Origin of the sequence: Bradyrhizobium sp. 149, from assembly GCF_023073915.1 — a bacterium.
Classification (GTDB): Bacteria; Pseudomonadota; Alphaproteobacteria; order Rhizobiales; family Xanthobacteraceae; genus Bradyrhizobium.
Genome location: NZ_JADPKK010000016.1, coordinates 16,260 through 34,805, shown reverse-complemented (window position 1 = coordinate 34,805; position 18,546 = coordinate 16,260). Strand labels below are relative to the sequence as shown.

Genomic DNA, 18,546 nt, shown 5'->3' with positions numbered 1-18,546 from the left:
CCCGCTCCATTCGCTTTTCGCTACTCACCATTCGCAGGTTTCCCATGGCCACCTTCCACTTCGATCTCGTCTCGCCGGAAAAGCTCGCCTTCTCGGGCGAGGTTGATCAGGTCGATATCCCCGGCGTCGAGGGTGACTTCGGCGTGCTGGCGGGACATGCGCCGGTCGTAGCCGCGATTCGGCCCGGCATTCTCACCGTGACCACCGGCGGCAAGCACGAGAAGATGATCGTGCTCGGCGGTATCGCCGAAGTTTCCGAAAAGGGCCTGACCGTGCTCGCCGACGTAGCGACGTCGCTGGCCGAGCTCGACCGCGCCCAGTTCGCCGCGACTGTCTCGGAGATGGAAGAGGGACTGAAGGAGCACGAAGGCAGCGAGCTCGACCAAGCCATTGCGCGGCTCGATCACTTCAAGAGCATCCAACACGAGCTCAACAGTACGGCAATGCACTAAGCCCCGGTGCACCGCGCCGGGGCCCGAACTGAAAATTCCTGAATAAGTTCAGCGCTCGTCACGGAAGTGGCGGGCGCTGAAACTTTGTTGCACCGCGCCGCCGATAGCGGCATTCTGCGCTTGCGAACTTTGTCCCGGGGGCCGGTCGCAGATGAAACGCAAGATCGCAGCGATTTTCGCAGCCGATATTGCCGGTTACTCACGACTGGTCGCGGAAGACGAAGAGGAGACGCTCCGGCGTATGGCCTCCTATCGCGAGGTCGTCGACGATTTCATTGCCAAGGCGGGCGGACGCATCTTCAATACCGCCGGCGACGCCGTGCTCGCGGAATTTCCAAGCGCAGTCGATGCGGTGCGCTGCGCGATCGACATCCAGGAGTCCTTGCGAACGCGCAACATGGCCTATCCGCCGAGCCGGCAGATGTCGTTCCGCATCGGTATCACCATCGGCGACGTGGTCGAGCGCGACGGCGATCTGCTCGGTGACGGCGTCAATATCGCCGCCCGGCTCGAGGGCCTCGCCGAGGTCGGCGGCATCTGCGTCTCTCGCGCCGTGCACGAACAGGTCGCCAACAAGCTCTCGGTGCAGTTCGCCGATATTGGCGCGCAGGAGGTCAAGAATATCCCGACGCCGGTACACGCCTATATGGTGGCGATGCGGCGCGGCGACGGCTACGCAACGCCTGAGATCAAGAAGGTGGCGAAGGCCGCGGCCGCGCCGAACTGGATGTGGCCGCTGGTGGTCGGTATCGTCTCCATCGTTGCCATCGGCGTCGGCGGCTTCCTCTATTTCACCAAGCTCGAGACCACGAAGGCGCCGGCGATCGCAGCGACCGCGCCGAGCCCTGTATCAAGCCCTGTATCAAGCCCGTCACCCACCGTGGCGGCGAAAGCGGCGATGCCCATGCCGGCCCCATCCGCCTCGCCGATGGCCGGCAAGTTTGCTGCCGACGGCGTGCCCTTCATCAACGAGCGCGTCCGCAATTATCTGGCCGGCGATTATTCCGCTGCCGGCGACTACAAGGCGTTCGCGGTCAATGTCGGCGGTTTCACCGGCGCGTCGTTGAATCAGCCGAACGAGGAGGCGGCGCGCAACGCCGCACTCGAGCAGTGCCAGAAGCGCGCCGATGCTGCGCAGTCGCCGCGGCGCTGCGAGCTCTATGCGGTCGGCAACAATGTCGTCTACACGCACGGCAAGCCGCCGATGCCGCCGCAGCCGTTTGTCCGGCATGATGCCATGACCGAGCGTGCCTTCGCCTCGAAGGACTTTCCGATGGTGCGCGATCCCGCCAAGGTCCGGCTCGAGAACATGTTCGTGCCCGCGGCGAAATCCCGCGCGGTCGCGCTCGGCCCCGGCGGTCAATATTTCATGGTGATGGGCGCATCATCCGCCGATGATGCCGCGCGGCGTTCGCTGGAATCGTGCGGCGCGATCGCCGGCGTCGCCTGCCTGGTCGTTGCGCTCGACGAGAATTTCGTGGTGCCGATCCCGACCCTGCTGAAGATCACCGGCTTCTTCCACGCGTCGTCGAATGCCTCGATCGTCGCAGATGCGCGCGACGAGGTCGTGCGCAAGCTCGCCGATGGCATGGGCTGGAACGCCGTCGCGGTCGGCACCGCGGGCCGGCCGGGCCTCGGCCTGAAGGCCGCCGACGAGCAGACCGCCGTCAATGCCGCGCTCGCCGACTGCGCCAGGCGCGACAGCGATTGCCACGTGATCGCGATCGGCCCGTTCACCGTCGGACCGACGAATTAGGCTGTTTTGATCAGGTTGTTTCGGCGGTTTTAATTCGCGAAGGGCGCAAACTGCTGTGCCACCGCGCGGTAGACGTCGCGGCGGAACGGCACCACGACATCGGGGACACGGTCGAGCCGCTCCCAGCGCCAGGCATCGAACTCCGCGGGTTGCCCGTTGCGCGGCGTCAGCGGATCGATCTCGTCATCCTTGCCGGTGAAGCGCAGCGCGAACCATTTTTGGCGCTGGCCGCGGAATTTCGCCAGCCGGTGCGTCTGCGGCCCGTCATAGGGAGGGAATTCGTAAGTCAGCCAGTCGGTCTCGCCGAGATAGGTTGCGCTCTTGACGCTGGTCTCTTCCCAGAGTTCGCGCAACGCCGCGTCGCGCAGGTCCTCGCCCTCATCGACGCCGCCTTGCGGCATCTGCCAGTCCAGACCCGGCAGGATGATCTCGGGTCCGTCGCCCTTGAAGCGATGTCCGATCAGCACGCGGCCATCGGCATTGAACAGCGCGATTCCGACATTGGGACGGTAGGGCTTTTCATGGGTCACGCGTGGATCTCTCGTCGTCATTCCAGGCGATGCATTAGCATCAACCTGGAATGGCGACTTGAACTAATCCTCCGCCAGCGCGGAAAATTCCTTCACCACGCGCTCATAGACCGGGCGCTTGAACGGGATGATCAGCCCGGTCAGGTTCTTCATCGGCTCCCAGCGCCAGGCCACGAACTCGGCCTTATGGCCGCCGCCGGGATTTGCGACGTTGATCTCGCTGTCCGTGCCGGTGAAGCGGACCGCGAACCATTTCTGGCGCTGGCCGCGGTAGCGGCCCTTCCAGGCGCGGCCCGCAACGGTGCGCGGAATGTCGTAAGTAAGCCACTCCGGAACCTCGCCGAGCCGCTCGACCGAGCGCACGCTGGTCTCTTCATAGAGCTCGCGCCTGGCGGCGTCCCAGGTATCCTCGCCGGGATCGACGCCGCCCTGCGGCATCTGCCAGACATGGGTGTCGTCGACATGCTCGATGCCGCCGGCGCGGCGGCCGACGAACACCAGTCCCTTCGGGTTGATCAGCATCACACCGACGCAGGTCCGGTAGGGCAGATCCTCATAACGCGCCATTCCGCCAGACCTCTCGCATGCTGTCGGTAGGGCTTGAGCAGGCCCAACGGGCCTGTGCCGTACCAATCCGTTGATTTAGCTGGATTTTGATTTCAGCATCGCGGTTGTCAATGGCACCAAAAGGATACCCCGGTCGCCCAATGTCTTGGTCCAGGCGCCGATGCGCTCGATCGAGACCGGGAGGGCGGAGGCGGTGCCCACGGCAGTGCCGCGCTCGCGCGCCGCCGCTTCGAGCTTGGTCAGGGCACGGTCGATCTCGGCCGGGGTCGGCACCGCGTCGATCGCGATGTCGCCCTTGCCGAACGGCATCGCCTGGCTGGCGGCTGCCTGGGGCGCGATGCTGCGGGGCGAGGAGCCGTCGTCGAAGAAGCCGAGGCCGCGCTTGGCCGCCTCGCGGATGATCGGCTGCATCGCCGGCTCGGTCGCGATAAAGCGGGCGCCCATGAAATTGGTGAGGCCGGCATAGCCCTGCATCCGGCTCAGATGCCAGTACAGGCGGTCCATGTTCTGGTCGGCACTCAGTGAGGTCAGCAGCGTCTGCGGCCCCGGATCGTTGTCGGGGAAGTCGTAGGGCTCCATCGGGATCTGGAGGAAGATCTCGTGGCGTTGGGCGCGGGCCCGCTCGGCGAGTTTTCCTGGATCGGACCCATAAGGCGTGAACGCCAGCGTCACCGCCGGCGGCAGCCGCATGATCGCATCGGTGGTCTTGGCAGCGCCGACGCCGAGGCCGCCGATCAGGATCGCGACAACAGGCATCTTGGCGGCCTTGGCGCGGTCCGCATCCGCCGCATAGACGTTGAACGGCTTCAGATCCCCGGCAACCATAGGGATCATGCCGTAGCGCGATTTCTCAAGGAGTTTCGGGTCGATCCCGGCCATGACGGGCGGTGGCGCGGAGGCCGCGGCTGTTTCGCCCTTGCCTGCAGCATCGCCGCCGATCACCACGTCGTGGCGCGTGCCGGTAGAACCGTCGATCATGGTGACGGTCTTCTGCTCGCCCGCCTGCTTTGGCGCCTCCTTCGTCTCGTGCTTGCTTTCCTGCTTGCCGTCCTGGCCCTGGCCGGAAGCGGCCGGCTTTTCGTCGCCAGCCTTGTCTGCGCTATTGGGCTCGCGAATCGCGAGCCGCGTCATCGGCTCGCCGCCGAGCGGATCCTTGTTGAAGATGGCGAAGCCGGCAAAGGCGACCAGGAACAGCCCGAGCAGGACCGCGAGCATCTGCATGGCCGTGAACGGCAGCCGCAGCCGGCGTTTCCGGCGCGGCTTGTTCTGTCCGAGCGGGGCGCTCAGATCATCGGCCGTTTCAGTCATGCGCGATCCCGAATCACTCCCAATGACGATACCACGCCGAGGTCAAGCGGCGGCAGGCCGGGATAGGCCGGGGATGTCAGGAATTCCAAGCAAAAAGGGCGGCTCCGGGAGCCGCCCTTTTCGTCAGATCGCTTGATGTCAAGACTTGATAGCTTGAGGCCTTAGTTTGCCGCTTTGGGCTTGTCGGTCGTGGCCTTGTCGCCCGGCGTGGGCGCCGCGGAGGCGCTGTTCTTGATGCCGTGAAGCAAATCGTCGGCGAGCTTGAGTGCCTTGTCGTCCTTGGCGTCCGGCGGAACGTAAGATTGCGAGCCGGTCTTCTCGTCACCGTCGTTCTTGAGATGGCCGCGCAGCGAAGCTTCGCCCTTGGTGTCGGTGCGCGACTTCAGCTCGTCCGGCACGTCCTGCAGCACTTCGATGTCGGGCACGATGCCCTTGGCCTGGATCGACTTGCCCGACGGCGTGTAGTAGCGCGCCGTGGTCAGGCGCAGCGCGCCATTGCCCGAGCCGAGCGGAATGATGGTCTGCACCGAGCCCTTGCCGAACGAACGCGTGCCGACGATGGTCGCGCGCTTGTGGTCCTGCAGCGCGCCGGCAACGATCTCCGACGCCGAAGCCGAGCCGCCGTTGACCAGCACGATGACCGGCTTGCCCTTGGTGAGGTCGCCCGTATGCGCGGTACGGCGCTGGGTCTCCTCGGCATTGCGGCCACGGGTCGAGACGATTTCGCCCTTCTCCAGGAAGGAGTCGGAGACGGTGACCGCTTCCTCGAGCAGGCCGCCCGGGTTGTTGCGGAGGTCGATGACGTAGCCCTTCAGCTTGTCGCCGATCTGATTCGAGAGGTTGGCGACCTCGCGCTTCAGCCCTTCGGTGGTCTGTTCGTTGAAGGTGGTGATGCGGATATAGCCGATGTCGTCGGCCTCGACGCGGGCGCGCACCGAGCGGACGCGGATGTTGTCGCGCACCAGCGTGACGTCGATCGGATTGTCCTGGCCCTTGCGGATGATCTTGAGCTTGATCTTGGTGTTGACGGGGCCGCGCATCTTCTCGACCGCCTGGTTCAGGGTCAGGCCCTGCACCGCCTCGTCGTCGAGATTGGTGATAATGTCGTTGGCCATGACGCCGGCGCGCGAGGCCGGGGTGTCGTCGATCGGCGAGACCACCTTGATCAGGCCGTCTTCCATCGTGACTTCGATGCCGAGGCCGCCGAACTCACCGCGGGTCTGCACCTGCATGTCGCGGAAGCTCTTGGCGTCCATGTAGCTCGAATGCGGATCGAGACCGGTGAGCATGCCGCTGATCGCGGATTCGATCAGCTTGGTATCGTCGGGCTTCTCGACATAGTCCGAGCGCACGCGCTCGAACACGTCGCCGAACAGGTTGAGCTGGCGATAGGTGTCCGCGGTGGCGGCTCGCGCGCTGGAGCCCATGAAGACTGCGCGCGGCTGGGTTACGAACAGCGTCAGCGCCGCACCGGTGGCCGCGCTGAGGAGGATAACTGAAGTCTTGCGCATCATCCGCGAACCTTCTCGCCTTCATTTGCGGCCCACCATGGGCCTGGATCGATTGGAGTGCCGTCTTTGCGGAACTCGACATACAGCACAGGTTGACTCGCGTTCGTGGCGAGAATGGAGGCGACTTGAGAGGTCGACCCCATGGTTGCGACAGGCTCCCCCGTGAGCACAAACTGTCCGATGTTGACCGAAATGCGCTCCATCCCGGCGATCAGGACATGATACCCGCCCCCGGCATTGAGGATCAAGAGTTGTCCATAGCTGCGGAACGGGCCGGCATAGACGACCCAGCCGTCACACGGCGTCGTGACCTGGGAGCCGGGCCTGGTCGCCAGCGAAATGCCCTTCTGCACCCCGCCGAGGCCATCGGAACCGCTGAAATCCCTGATCTTGTTACCGTTAACCGGAAGAGGCAGGAGGCCCTTGGCCGCGGCAAAGGCCATCGCAGGGGTGGTCCGGGAGCGGTCCTTGAAAGCGCCGGGGCCGGTCTTGGCGCTGGCGGCGGCGTTTGCGGCCGCCTTGGCCTCGGCCTGCTTGGCGGCGTCAGCCGCCTTCTCGGCCGCCTTGGCGGCGCTTTGCAGATCCTGCTCCATCTTGGCGATCAGCCCCTGGAGATCGCCGACCTGTCTTGAGAGCGCGACGGCGCGCGAGTTCTCGGCGTCGAGGTCTTTTTCGCGCGACGCCTGCTGACGCTGCCGCTCGGCGACCAAAGCGGTGAGCCGGGTCTGGTCGTTGCGGACCTTGTCGCGGTCGGAGGCGAGCTGGTCGCGCTCGGTCGCGATGGTCCTGCGCAAGGCCACGAGCTCGCCGAGCTCGCCCGCGATCTTCTCCGCGCGGCCGCGCAATTCCGGCACGACGGCACCGAGCAGCATCGCGGTGCGCAGGGATTGCAGCGCGTCCTCGGGCCGCACCAGCAGCGCCGGCGGCGTGCGCCTTCCGGCGCGCTGCAGGGCCGCCAGCACTTCGACGATGTCGGCGCGGCGCGAATCGAGCGAGCTGCGCATCGCCTGCTCGCGGCCGTTCAGCGACCGCAGCCGCGCTTCGGCTTCGTCGATCTTGGTCTCGACGGTGCGCACATTGGCGGCGGTGTCGATCAATTGCTGATTGAGCTGGGTGCGGTCCTGGCCGAGCGAGGTGATCTCGGCCTTGAGCTTGGCCTGCGCTTCCTCCGCGCTCTTCTTGCTTGCGCGCGCGGCCTCCAGCTCCTGCTCGCGCTGCTTGATCGCGTCGGGCGCGACGGCGGCCGTCTGCGGCGGCGCAACTGTCTGACCTTGCGTCTGAGCTTGCGCGAGGCTTGCGCCGGTAACACCGGCGATCAGCAGCAGGTTGAGGACAGGCGTTCGCATCGCTTTAGGCAAAGGTGCTCGTTGTGGCGCGGATCACGCGCGGTGATAGGGGTGGCCGGCCAGAATGGTGGCGGCCCGATAAAGCTGTTCCAGAAGCATGACGCGGACCATTTGATGCGGCCAGGTCGCAGAGCCGAACGCGATCGCGAGCTTGGCCTTACGGCGCAATTCGGGCGAAAGTCCGTCCGCCCCTCCGATCACGAAGATAGTATGACCGGCACCCTCGTCGCGCCAGCGCGCCAGATGCCGTGCGAATACGGTCGAATCCAGATTCTGGCCGCGCTCGTCCAGCGCCACCAGGATCGATTTTTCGGGAATATGCGCGGAGATCGCCGCGGCCTCTTCGGCCATCCGCGTCGCCGTATCGCGCGCGCGGCTTTCGGGCAATTCGTGGATGGCGAGCTCGCGGAATCCGAGCTTGCGGCCAGCCTCGTCGAACCGCTCGAAATAGCGGTCGGCAAGCTCCCGTTCGGGGCCCTGCTTCAGCCGGCCCACCGCAATGACGGCTATGCGCATGATATGTTCAGGGTCGCGTTTTCTAGACCGCGCGCAATATGCGCGCGCACGACGCTAGCATGCGCGTCAGCCGATTCGAAATCGGCCAGCAGCCTCTAGATCGCCTTCGCCGCCCCTGGGCCCTGCGTGTACAATCTCTCGAGATTGTAGAACTCGCGGACCTCGGGTCTGAACACGTGCACGATCACATCGCCGGAATCGATCAGCACCCAGTCGCAATTGGGCAAGCCCTCGACGTGGATGTTCTTGATGCCGTTTTCCTTGAGGCCCTTGGCAACGTTCTCCGCGATCGCGCCGACGTGCCGGTTTACCCGGCCGGTGGTGACGATCATGTAGTCGGAGTAGGCCGATTTGCCGCGAAGGTCGATGGTGACCGTCTCTTCCGCCTTCATGTCATCGAGGCGGGAGAGGATCAGGCTCAGCGTCTTGTCGGCGTCGGGTTGCGCCTTCAAGGCCGCAGCTTTGGTCGATGTTTTACGCGCCGGCTTGGCAACCTTGGGTAAAACAGACTTCGGTGAAGCCGTCTTGGGTGAAGCTGACTTGGACAATACAGATGTGGTCAGGGACCATTCCTTTCACTGTATCGCGAACGCCGAATCCGACGCTCACTGGTTACACTACATCATGTGGGGTTAAGGGTTTCAATATGCCAGAGAGCCCGAAGTCCACACGACGTCCGCACAATGTGACTCACTTCGTACCTTTCCAGCTCCCGTCCGGGTTCCGTAAGCCGGTCGAAGAGAGATTCAGCTTCATACCTGTCAGGAACACCCAGGCCGGCGCGGCCCGATCTGCAAGCAATGCGGCCTCATTCTCGGGCATGCGGTAGCGCCTGAGCGCCTGGGCGGCGGGAGAGGCGAGGGCACGAAAACTCTGCGGCGGGCGATCGATGACCGCAATCGGCACCTGGTCGGCGATGCGCCGCCAGTGCTGCCAACGATGGAATTGAGCGAGGTTGTCGGCGCCCATGATCCAGACAAAGCGCAAGCCCGAGAGGCGGCGGCGCAAGGTGTTGATCGTGTCGATAGTATAGCGCGTGCGAATGACGGATTCGAGACAGCTCACCTCGATCCGTGGGTCGTCCGCAACGTCGCGTGCCGCCTGCATGCGCGCGCCGAGCTCATGCAGCACGCCGTTCTCTTTCAGCGGATTGCCCGGCGTCACCAGCCACCACACGCGATCGAGCTGAAGGCGTTTCAGCGCGAACTGGCTGATCGCGCGATGGGCCTGGTGCGGCGGATTGAACGAGCCGCCGAGCAGGCCGATGCGCATGCCCGAGGTGTGGGTCGGAATGGCCTGCGCGAAGAAACGTGGCGCGACGAAATTGTTGCTCAATGCCCCGCGCCTTGCGTCGTCTACGGCCGCGTCTGCCCGGTGCCGTGAACGCGATATTTGAAGCTCGTCAGCTGTTCGGCGCCAACCGGGCCGCGGGCATGGAATCTGCCGGTGGCGATGCCGATCTCGGCGCCGAAGCCGAACTCGCCGCCGTCGGCGAACTGGGTCGAGGCGTTGTGCAGCACGATCGCGGAATCGACCTCGCTCAGGAATTTCTTCGCAGCGGTCTCATCCGCGCTCACGATCGCATCGGTGTGGTGCGAGCCGTGGTCCTGGATATGCGCGATCGCGCCGTCGACGCCGTCCACCACCTTCGCCGCGATGATCGCGTCGAGATATTCAGTGTCCCAATCGTCCTCGCTCGCGGGCTTGACGCGCGCATCGGTCTTTTGCACGGCGTCGTCGCCGCGCACTTCGCAGCCGGCCTCGATCAGCATCTCGACCAGCGGCTTGAGGTTTTTACCAGCCGCAGCGCGATCGACCAGCAGCGTCTCGGCGGCGCCGCAGACACCAGTGCGGCGCATTTTCGCGTTGAGCACGATCGACTTCGCCATGGCGAGGTCGGCGCTGCCGTCGATATAGACGTGATTGACGCCTTCGAGATGCGCGAACACCGGTACGCGCGCTTCCTGCTCGACGCGCGCGACGAGGCTCTTGCCTCCGCGCGGCACGATCACGTCGACGGCACCGTTCAATCCCGACAGCATCATGCCCACCGCCGCGCGGTCGCGCGTCGGCACCAGCGTGATTGCAGCCTCGGGGAGGCCCGCTTCGCGCAGGCCCTGCACCAGGCATTGATGGATCGCGCGGCAGGAGCGGAAACTGTCGGAGCCGCCGCGCAGGATCACGGCATTGCCGGACTTCAGGCACAGCACGCCGGCGTCCGCCGCAACGTTCGGCCGGCTCTCGAAGATCACGCCGACGACGCCGAGCGGCACGCGCACGCGCTCGATGGTCATGCCGTTCGGCCGTTGCCAGCTCTCGGTGACGATGCCGACCGGATCGGCAATGTCGCGCACGACGCTGATGCCCTCGGCCATACCCTCGACCCGCGCCGGCGTCAGCGTCAGGCGGTCGATGAAGGAGGAGGTGGCGTTGCCGGAGGTGCGGGCCTCCGCGATGTCCTCGGCATTGGCGGCGAGAATCGCGGCGGCATTGTCGCGGAGCGCCCGCGCCATGGCCTCGAGCGCCCGGTTCTTCTGCTCCGGCGGCGCCAGCGCCAGCACGCGCGCGGCAGCGCGGGCACGGGTACCGAGATCGGTCATCAGCGCCTGAAGATCGGCAGCGCCGTCGACAGCTTTGAGGGGGGCGGCCATGGGGAGTTCAACCTCTTGCTAGGGCGGTGTCCTAGCATGAAAATCCCGCTTTTGCGAAGGGCGGGGCGGGTATGGTAGATCTCCCGATGCCGTATCACCTGGGCCATTGGCGTAGTTCCGACGTCATGGCCGGGCTTGTCCGGGCCATCCACGTCTTGCCGCTCACAAGAGAGAGAGCGTGGATGCCCGGGACAAGCCCGGGCATGACGGGCTGGGGCCTGCCTGCCTTACCCGCCCACCACAAGATCGTCCCGGTGGATCATCTCGGACCTTCCGCTGATGCCGAGGATGGCCATCACGTCCGGGGAGGAGCGGCCCTTGATCCGTTCGGCATCGTCGGCGTCGTAGGCGATCAGGCCGCGGCCGACCTCGCTGGTGTCGGGGCCGCGCACGATCACGGCGTCGCCGCGGGCGAACTGGCCCTCGACCTTGATCACGCCGGCCGGCAGCAGGCTGGCGCCGGCGCGTAGCGCGGCGACCGCGCCGGCGTCGATGGTCAGCGTGCCCTTCGGCTCCAGCGAGCCCGCGATCCAGCGTTTTCGCGACGTGATGGGATTGGCCGGCGTCAGGAACCAGGTGCAGCGGCCGCCATCGGCGACCGCCTGCAAGGGATGCTCGATCTTGCCGGAAGCGATCAGCATATGGGTGCCGCCGGTGGTCGCGATTTTTGCGGCTTCGACCTTGGTGCGCATGCCGCCGCGGGAGAGTTCGGACTCGGCGTCGCCTGCAACAGCCTCGATCTCCGAGGTGATGCTGTCGACCACCGGAATGAGCTTCGCGTTCGGATTGTTCTTCGGCGGGGCGTCGTAGAGACCGTCGATGTCGGACAGCAGCACCAGCAGGTCCGCGCTCGCCATGGTGGCGACGCGCGCGGCGAGGCGGTCATTGTCGCCGTAGCGGATCTCGTTGGTCGCGACCGTGTCGTTCTCGTTGATCACGGGGATGGCGCGCCACTCCAGCAGCTTGCCGATGGTGGAGCGGGCGTTGAGATAGCGGCGGCGCTCCTCGGTGTCCTGCAGCGTCACCAAAATCTGGCCGGCGCCGATGCCGTGGGCGCCAAGGACCTCCGACCAGATGCGGGCCAGCGCGATCTGACCGACGGCTGCCGCCGCCTGGCTCTCTTCCAGCTTCAGCGGGCCGCGCGGCAATTTGAGGCGGCTGCGGCCGAGCGCGATCGAGCCGGAGGAGACGACGAGCACGTCACGCCCCTCGCGGTGCAGCTTGGCCATGTCGTCGGCGAGCGCGGCGAGCCAGGACGCCCGTACCTCGCCCTTGTCGGAATCGACCAGCAGCGCGGAGCCGACCTTGACGACGATGCGGCGGAATTGACTGAGTTCGGGGCTGGCCATGGCGCGTCTGATGGATTGCTCTGCATTAGAAACGGCGGAGCGACAGGCGGCGCCGGTGAGGTCTGCTTTTGCAGCAGGACAGTGACCGGCGCAAGGCAGCGGCATGGTAAACAGTGCATCTCGGCCTTGTGTCAGGCGTCCGCTGGGCTCTAATTGCGGCCAACGATAACGGGCTGAACGAGGAAACGAATGGATCGCCGCAAATTCATGAGCGGATGCTTGGGGCTGCCGCTGCTCGCGCACGCGGGCGAGGCGCTAGCGCAGGCTGGGCTCAGCAAGATCATCTTCCCGTTCGCGGCCGGCGCCGGCGGCGACACGCTGTGCCGGTTGATCGCGCAGGAGATGGCGCCGGCGCTGCAGCGGACCATCGTGGTCGAGAACCGCACCGGCGCTGACGGCCTGATCGGCATCAAGGGGGTGAAGAGTGCCAACCCCGACGGCAGCATGGTGCTGGTGACGACCGGGCCCACGATGTACCTGCTGCCAATGGTGGAGACGATTCCGAGCTTCGATGCTGCCAAGGATTTCGTCCCGGTATCGCTGCTGGCGCGGTTTGAATTCGCCGTCGTGATCAGCCCGGCGATCGAAGCCGCGGATTTCAAGGGATTTGTCGCCTGGCTGAAGGCACATCCGGACAAGACGTCGTTCGGCGTGCCGAGCAACGGCACCATCCCGCATTTCATGGGCTCCAAGCTCGAAAAGGACCTCGGCATTGCCATGACGCGCGTGCCCTATCGGGGCAGCGCGCCCATCCTCAACGACATCATCGGCGGTCACATCTCTTTCGGAATCACGACCTTGGCCGATGCGCTGCCGCAGCATCGCGCCAAGGGCGTGAAGATCATCGCCGCCTCGAGCGCGGAACGGTCGCCCTTCGCGCCCGAAGTCCCGACGCTGAAGGAGAGCGGCATCGATCTCGTCGCCGACGCCTGGTACGGCATGTGGCTTCCCGCCGGCAGCTCCCCGGAACTCGCGCGCAAGCTCGGCGCCGCCGCAAGCGTCGCGCTCGCCAAGCCCGAGGTGAAGGAGAAGCTCACCGCGATCGGGCTGATTCCGGTCGGCAGCAATGCGGAAGGCCTGACGAAGGAGCTCGCCGCGAATGCGGCATTCTGGCAGCCGGTCGTGAAGGCGACGGGATATAAGATCGAGAATTAGTTTTTGTTTCCGGTCCGCTCTCCGCCGTCATGGCCGGGCTTGTCCCAGTCATCCACGTGCTCTGTCACTTGACGCAAGACGTGGAAGCCCGGGCATGACGAGCTGAGAGAGCCTCGCTCCGCTCACTCACAACTTCGCGCGCTGCGCGATGCCGTCCTTGATCGACGCCAGCTCCGCCTCGTCCCAGATGCCGATCAGGACGCCGCCCTTCACCTGGAGCTGGTTGTCAGCGTAGGCGGCGATCTTCTCGCGGGATGTGGTGATATGGTCGTTGGGGTGCAGCGCCCAGTCGAACAATTCCGCCTGCAATCGCGCGATGATGCCGGCGCATTCGGGATCGTCGCCGCGATCCAGAAATTCTTCCGGATCGGTCTCGAGGTCATACAGCATCGGGCGGAAGCCTGAGGCATGGATGTATTTCCAGCGGCCGTCGAACACCATGAATAAGCGGCAGCGCTCGATCGGCTGGTTCAATTTCAGCCGGACATCCTGCATGGCGTAATCGTATTCAGAGAAGGCGACCTTGCGCCAGTCGGGCGGCGTCGGCCCGCGCAGCAGCGGCAGCAGCGAGCGTCCCTCGAGGATGTGGCCCGGCACCTCGCCGCCGAAATAATCGACGAAGGTCGGCGCGAGATCGATGCCTTCGACCAAAGCATCGCTGCGTGTGCCGCGCGTGGCGTCCGCTTCCTTCGAGGGGTCGATGATGATCAGGGGGATCTTCGCCGACTGCTCGTGGAACAGATCCTTCTCGCCCATCCAGTGATCGCCAAGATAATCGCCATGATCGGAGGTGAACACGATCATCGTCGTGTCCAAGAGGCCGCGCTCCTCCAGAAAATTCATCAGCACGCCCATCTGGTCGTCGATCTGGGTGATCAGGCCCATATAGGTCGGGATCACCTTTTCGCGGGCTTCGTCGCGCGCCATGTTGCGGGAGTAGCGCATGTCCATATAGGCGCCGAACACCGGATGCGGATTCTGGCGCTCGCGCTCGGAGCGGATCACCGGAATCATGTCCGATGTCGAATACATGCTGGCGTAGGGTTCGGGCGCGATGTAGGGCCAGTGCGGCTTGATGTAGGACAGATGCAGGCACCACGGCTTGCCGTCGGTTTCAGCCTCGCCGATGAAGTCCATCGCGCGGCGCGTCATGTAGGGCGTCTCGGAATGCTCGTCCGGCACGCGCGCGGACTTGTCGGCATGCACGAGCAGCCAGCCGTTCTGGAGCGAGCCGTCCTCGGCCGCACCTGAATTCGCCCATTGCTCCCACGGATTGGTCGCTTCAAAACCCTGCTGGCGCAGATATTCGTCGTATTTCGGACGCGGCCGCCCCGTGGGATGCAGGCCGTCGTCACGCTCATAAGGCTCGAACCCGCATTCGGCGACGTGCACGCCGATCATCGATTCCGGCGGGATGCCGAGCGCCTTCATGCCTTCGAGATCGGGCGCCATGTGGGTCTTGCCGACCAGCACGTTGCGCACGCCGAGCTTCTTGAGATGATCGCCGAGCGTGGGCTCGCCGATGCGCAGCGGCCACCCATTCCAGTGCGATCCGTGCGAGCGCATGTAGCGGCCGGTATAGAACGACATCCGCGACGGACCGCAGATCGGCGACTGCACATAGGCCTTGCTGAAGAGCACGCCCCGTTTGGCCATGGTGTCGATGTTCGGGGTCTTCAGCGTGGGATGGCCGGTGCAGCCGAGATAGTCATAGCGAAGCTGGTCGCACATGATCCAGAGAACGTTCTTCGCGCGCGCCATGCCTCTCACTCCGTCCCTTTGACGGCATATTGCACTATCGAAGGCGTGAAGAAACCTCTCCCATCGGGAGAGGTGCTGGAGATCGCGGCCGTGTTCTCAGGCCGACCACGGCTCCGCTTCGGCCGCGCTCTTCGCCTTGGCCGAGACCGGGCTCTCGCCGATCACATCCGCCAACGCGCGCAACGCGTCCTGCACGCCGTCGCCGGTGACGGCGGAGAGCAGCAGCGGCGTCTTCTTGGCGGCGCGCTTCAGCCGTTCCTTCTGCTTCTTCAACTCGTCCGGCTCGACCGCGTCGATCTTGTTCAGTGCGACGATCTCGATCTTGTCGGTGAGTTGCCCGGCATAGGCGTCGAGCTCCGTTCGCACCGTCTTGTAGGCCTTGCCGGCATGCTCGCAGGTCGCGTCGATGAGATGCAGCAGGACGCGGCAGCGCTCGACATGGGCGAGGAAGCGGTCGCCGAGACCGACCCCTTCATGCGCGCCTTCGATCAGGCCGGGGATGTCCGCCAGCACGAATTCGCGGCCGTCGGCATTCACGACGCCGAGCTGCGGATGCAGCGTGGTGAAGGGATAGTCGGCGATCTTCGGCTTGGCCGCGCTGACCTTGGCGAGGAAGGTCGACTTGCCGGCATTGGGCAGGCCGACGAGGCCGGCATCCGCGATCAGCTTCAGCCGCAGCCAGATCCAGCGCTCCTCGCCGGGCTGGCCGGGATTGGCATTGCGCGGCGCGCGGTTGGTCGAGGTCTTGAAATGCGCGTTGCCGAAGCCGCCATTGCCGCCCTCGGCCAGCACGAATTTTTCGCCGACGGTGGTGAAATCGTGGATCAGCGTCTCGCGGTCTTCGTCGAAGATCTGCGTGCCCAGGGGGACCTTCAGCACGATCGCCTTTCCGTTGGCGCCATGGCGGTCCGAGCCCGAGCCGTTCTCGCCCTTCTGGGCCTTGAAGTGCTGCTGGTAGCGATAGTCGATCAGCGTGTTCAGCCCGTCGGCGACCTCGATGATGACATTGCCGCCGCGGCCGCCATTGCCGCCGGAGGGACCGCCGAATTCGATGAATTTTTCGCGGCGGAACGCCACGCAGCCGTTCCCGCCGTCGCCGGAGCGGATATAGACCTTTGCTTCGTCAAGGAATTTCATGGGCCATAGGTAGGCCAGCCGGTCCCGCGCGGCAACCCGGGCAGACCCGCAAATCGGCCGAAACTCGGCGATTTGTGGCCTTGCTTAACCGGCTGGCCGGCGCCGGATCAGGAATTTCTGCACACCCTCCAGCACCAGCTCCTTGCGCTGGTTGAACACGGTGCTTTTGAGCGTCACCGCGCCGGTCGAGCGGCCCGGCACCAGCTCGATGACCTCGAGCGCGGGATAGAGGGTGTCGTCGGCAAACACCGGTTTGAGGAACCGGCTCGACTGCTCGAGGAAGCCGACCAGGGAGTCCTCGACCATGAACGGAAACAGGCCCGCGCCGGGTGCGGTGTGGATCAGCGTCTGGAAACCGTGGGCGAGCAGATGCGGCATGCCGCGGCTGCGGCAATACTCCACATCGTAATGCACCGGATGGGTGTCGCCGCTCGCGGTCTGGAACGCCGCGAACACCGCTGTCGTCTGGGTGCGGCTCGGCAGCACGAAGCGTTCGCCGACCACGAAATCCTCAAACCAGCGTTGCGTGGGGATCATGCGATGCCGGGCCGGATCGAAGTCGGTCATGCCTAAGCTCTTTTCCTGGCTCTTTCATTCCGGTGGCGCCTATCGCGACCGCGAGGCGGAGACTGCGACAATCCGTTCAATTCGTCCAACGCGGGCTTGTCCGGACGGCCTGTGTCATTACAACCTCCGCAAGCGACTCTCCTCGCCGGTTCTTGACGCTTTCTCCGCTCGTCATTGCGAGCGAAGCGAAGCAATCCAGCCTCTCTCCGCGGAAACGGACTGGATTGCTTCGTCGCAAGAGCTCCTCGCAATGACGGGCTCGCAATGACGGGCTTCCGCGAACGACAGCAATGCCTCTGTTCAAAAATCTCGCGGCCTATGACGAACGCTCGGCGCGCCTCGCCGGCATTGCGCTCATGGTGCTGTCGATCTTCATGTTCTCGTTCGGCGATGCCATGGGCAAGTTCCTGGTCGGGACTTATTCGGTGGGGCAATTGCTGTTCCTGCGCGCCTGCGCGGCGCTGCTGCTGCTGTCGCCGCTGGTCTGGCGGCAGCGTCACCAGTTCCTGCATCTGGAGCGGCCGGGCCTCCAGCTCTTCCGTGTCGTGCTGTCGACGCTGGAAGTGGCGGCGTTCTTCCTTGCGACGGTCTATCTGCCGCTCGCCGACGTGATCACCTATTATCTCGCCGGGCCCATTTTCGTCACGGCAATGTCGGCGATCTTCCTGGGCGAGAAGGTCGGCTGGCGGCGCTGGACCGCGATCCTGATCGGCTTCTGCGGCGTGCTGATTGCGTTGCGGCCGTCGGCACAGACGGTGAGCCTGCCGGCGCTGATCGCGCTTGGCGGCAGTCTTTCTTTCGCAACGCTGATGCTGATCACGCGCAGCCTGCGCAAGACGCCCGATATCGTGATGGCGTCCTCGCAATTCGTCGGCACGTTTTCACTGGGCGCTGTGCTGTCGGCGTTCCACTGGGTGCCGCCGACATCCGGCAGCCTTGTGATTTTCGCGCTGGCGGGATGCGTCTCGGTCACGGCGTTGTTCTGCGTCAACCGCTCGCTCAAGCTCGCGCCGGCCAGCGTCGTCGTGCCCTATCAATATTCGATGATCGTCTGGGCCGTGATCTTCGGCTTCGTCGTGTTCGGCGACGTGCCCGAAATCGCCACCCTCGTCGGCGCCGCCGTCATCATCGGCGCCGGGTTCTATATCTACTTGCGTGAACGCGATCTGGGGCGCGCCGGCGGAGAGGTCAATCCGCCGGCGTAGGGCCTACCTCACGCGCCTTGCGCTGCTCCAGCTCTTCAGCGACGCCCACACGCCGCGCGAGAGGCGGAAGCAGTCGACCGGCGTGGACGAGCCCAGCGCCAGGAAACGGTGCAGCTGGACGCCGCTCCACTGGAAGCCGCACTTCTCCAGCACGTTGCGCGAGGCCGGGTTGGTGACGCGCGCACCGGCATAGAGATGATCGTCCTCGAACTCCTCGAAGAAGAAGTCGATCGCGCCGCGCGCGGCCTCGGTGGCAAAGCCCCGGCCCCAATGCTCGACCCCGAGCCAGTAGCCGAGCTCGGCATTGTCGGGCGTCGCGCGGTCGATGCCGACCATGCCGATGGGTCCGCTGTCATGCTCGATCAGGAACACGGTCTCGCTGCCGAGCGCGGTGGCGCGGACGAAGGCGACGGCGTCGTCCTGCGAATAGGGATGCGGGAGGCGCCTTGTGTTTTCGGCGACGCGACGGTCGTTGGCGAGAAGGGCGATGGTCCTGACGTCGGCAAGGGTCGGCCGCCGCAAGGTCAGCCGCTCGGTGGCGACGACGCTTGGTCTCGCCTCCTGCAAGGTCACGCTCGAAAAGTCCTGCAACATGTCCGGCTCCGTCGAAGTCACTAAGTGTAAAGTGAGCACGCAAACGAAAGGGGAGGCCGGTTTCCCGCCTCCCCTGGAGCCTTCGATCTCTATGATCTCAAGGACTCCGCCGGTTCGGTCTGGGACCCGGCGGACTCCAAA

At 65.1% G+C, this 18,546-nt stretch carries 18 protein-coding genes; 4 read left to right on the top strand and 14 right to left on the bottom strand.

Translation table 11 applies throughout. The features are described from left to right. Positions 1 to 44: 44 nt before the first annotated feature. Both IVA88_RS10345 and IVA88_RS10340 read left to right on the top strand, forming a co-directional pair. Positions 45 to 452: a F0F1 ATP synthase subunit epsilon gene (locus IVA88_RS10345; RefSeq protein WP_247497188.1), complete on the top strand. Its 408-nt coding sequence runs from the start codon at positions 45 to 47 to the stop codon at positions 450 to 452. Between the two features lie 151 nt (positions 453 to 603). Continuing rightward, positions 604 to 2,208, top strand: a complete 1,605-nt coding sequence (locus tag IVA88_RS10340; protein ID WP_247497187.1) for an adenylate/guanylate cyclase domain-containing protein — start codon at positions 604 to 606, stop codon at positions 2,206 to 2,208. A 29-nt stretch (positions 2,209 to 2,237) separates the two neighbouring features. Here IVA88_RS10340 and IVA88_RS10335 read toward each other — a convergent pair whose 3' ends face one another. From IVA88_RS10335 to proB, 10 genes are all read right to left on the bottom strand, one after another. Further along, the gene (locus tag IVA88_RS10335; RefSeq protein WP_247497186.1) at positions 2,238 to 2,738 is read right to left on the bottom strand and encodes an RNA pyrophosphohydrolase; all 501 of its coding nucleotides are present in this window, start codon (positions 2,736 to 2,738) and stop codon (positions 2,238 to 2,240) included. A 63-nt stretch (positions 2,739 to 2,801) separates the two neighbouring features. Then, on the bottom strand, positions 2,802 to 3,305 hold the full coding sequence (locus IVA88_RS10330) for an RNA pyrophosphohydrolase (RefSeq protein WP_247497185.1): 504 nt from the start codon (positions 3,303 to 3,305) through the stop codon (positions 2,802 to 2,804). Positions 3,306 to 3,380: 75 nt separating this feature from the next. Then, positions 3,381 to 4,613 carry a divergent polysaccharide deacetylase family protein gene (locus IVA88_RS10325; RefSeq protein ID WP_247497184.1) on the bottom strand — a complete coding sequence of 411 codons (1,233 nt, stop codon included), beginning with the start codon at positions 4,611 to 4,613 and terminating at the stop codon, positions 3,381 to 3,383. A 161-nt stretch (positions 4,614 to 4,774) separates the two neighbouring features. Beyond that, positions 4,775 to 6,127, bottom strand: coding sequence for a S41 family peptidase (locus IVA88_RS10320; protein WP_247497183.1), 1,353 nt, complete (start codon positions 6,125 to 6,127; stop codon positions 4,775 to 4,777). After that, on the bottom strand, positions 6,124 to 7,470 hold the full coding sequence (locus IVA88_RS10315; protein ID WP_247497182.1) for a peptidoglycan DD-metalloendopeptidase family protein: 1,347 nt from the start codon (positions 7,468 to 7,470) through the stop codon (positions 6,124 to 6,126). Before IVA88_RS10315 ends, IVA88_RS10320 begins: the two co-directional genes overlap by 4 nt. 33 nt (positions 7,471 to 7,503) lie before the next feature. Then, positions 7,504 to 7,986, bottom strand: a complete 483-nt coding sequence (rlmH, locus tag IVA88_RS10310; protein ID WP_247497181.1) for a 23S rRNA (pseudouridine(1915)-N(3))-methyltransferase RlmH — start codon at positions 7,984 to 7,986, stop codon at positions 7,504 to 7,506. Positions 7,987 to 8,081: 95 nt separating this feature from the next. Continuing rightward, positions 8,082 to 8,438 (bottom strand): ribosome silencing factor, encoded by a 357-nt coding sequence (gene rsfS / locus IVA88_RS10305; protein WP_027515020.1) that lies wholly within the window; start codon positions 8,436 to 8,438, stop codon positions 8,082 to 8,084. A 238-nt stretch (positions 8,439 to 8,676) separates the two neighbouring features. Next, positions 8,677 to 9,321, bottom strand: a complete 645-nt coding sequence (locus IVA88_RS10300; RefSeq protein ID WP_247497180.1) for a nicotinate-nucleotide adenylyltransferase — start codon at positions 9,319 to 9,321, stop codon at positions 8,677 to 8,679. Positions 9,322 to 9,341: 20 nt separating this feature from the next. Beyond that, positions 9,342 to 10,637: a glutamate-5-semialdehyde dehydrogenase gene (locus tag IVA88_RS10295; protein WP_247497179.1), complete on the bottom strand. Its 1,296-nt coding sequence runs from the start codon at positions 10,635 to 10,637 to the stop codon at positions 9,342 to 9,344. Positions 10,638 to 10,864: 227 nt separating this feature from the next. Continuing rightward, positions 10,865 to 11,986, bottom strand: coding sequence for a glutamate 5-kinase (proB, locus tag IVA88_RS10290; RefSeq protein WP_247497178.1), 1,122 nt, complete (start codon positions 11,984 to 11,986; stop codon positions 10,865 to 10,867). A 207-nt stretch (positions 11,987 to 12,193) separates the two neighbouring features. Between proB and IVA88_RS10285 the strand changes: the two genes are divergently transcribed. Beyond that, the gene (locus tag IVA88_RS10285; protein WP_247497177.1) at positions 12,194 to 13,141 is read left to right on the top strand and encodes a Bug family tripartite tricarboxylate transporter substrate binding protein; all 948 of its coding nucleotides are present in this window, start codon (positions 12,194 to 12,196) and stop codon (positions 13,139 to 13,141) included. A 126-nt stretch (positions 13,142 to 13,267) separates the two neighbouring features. Here the strand turns inward: IVA88_RS10285 and IVA88_RS10280 are convergent, their stop codons facing one another. The 3 genes from IVA88_RS10280 to IVA88_RS10270 form a co-directional block, all read right to left on the bottom strand. Continuing rightward, positions 13,268 to 14,902 (bottom strand): alkaline phosphatase family protein, encoded by a 1,635-nt coding sequence (locus tag IVA88_RS10280; RefSeq protein WP_247497176.1) that lies wholly within the window; start codon positions 14,900 to 14,902, stop codon positions 13,268 to 13,270. Between the two features lie 96 nt (positions 14,903 to 14,998). Beyond that, complete coding sequence (gene obgE / locus IVA88_RS10275) at positions 14,999 to 16,039, bottom strand: GTPase ObgE (RefSeq protein ID WP_247497175.1); 1,041 nt, start codon at positions 16,037 to 16,039, stop codon at positions 14,999 to 15,001. Positions 16,040 to 16,123: 84 nt separating this feature from the next. Then, complete coding sequence (locus tag IVA88_RS10270; protein WP_247497174.1) at positions 16,124 to 16,606, bottom strand: MaoC family dehydratase; 483 nt, start codon at positions 16,604 to 16,606, stop codon at positions 16,124 to 16,126. Between the two features lie 290 nt (positions 16,607 to 16,896). Here IVA88_RS10270 and IVA88_RS10265 point away from each other — a divergent pair, with 290 nt between their 5' ends. Next, the gene (locus IVA88_RS10265) at positions 16,897 to 17,811 is read left to right on the top strand and encodes a DMT family transporter (RefSeq protein WP_247497173.1); all 915 of its coding nucleotides are present in this window, start codon (positions 16,897 to 16,899) and stop codon (positions 17,809 to 17,811) included. Between the two features lie 3 nt (positions 17,812 to 17,814). Here IVA88_RS10265 and IVA88_RS10260 read toward each other — a convergent pair whose 3' ends face one another. Continuing rightward, positions 17,815 to 18,405, bottom strand: coding sequence for a GNAT family N-acetyltransferase (locus IVA88_RS10260; protein ID WP_247497172.1), 591 nt, complete (start codon positions 18,403 to 18,405; stop codon positions 17,815 to 17,817). Positions 18,406 to 18,546 lie beyond the last annotated feature (141 nt).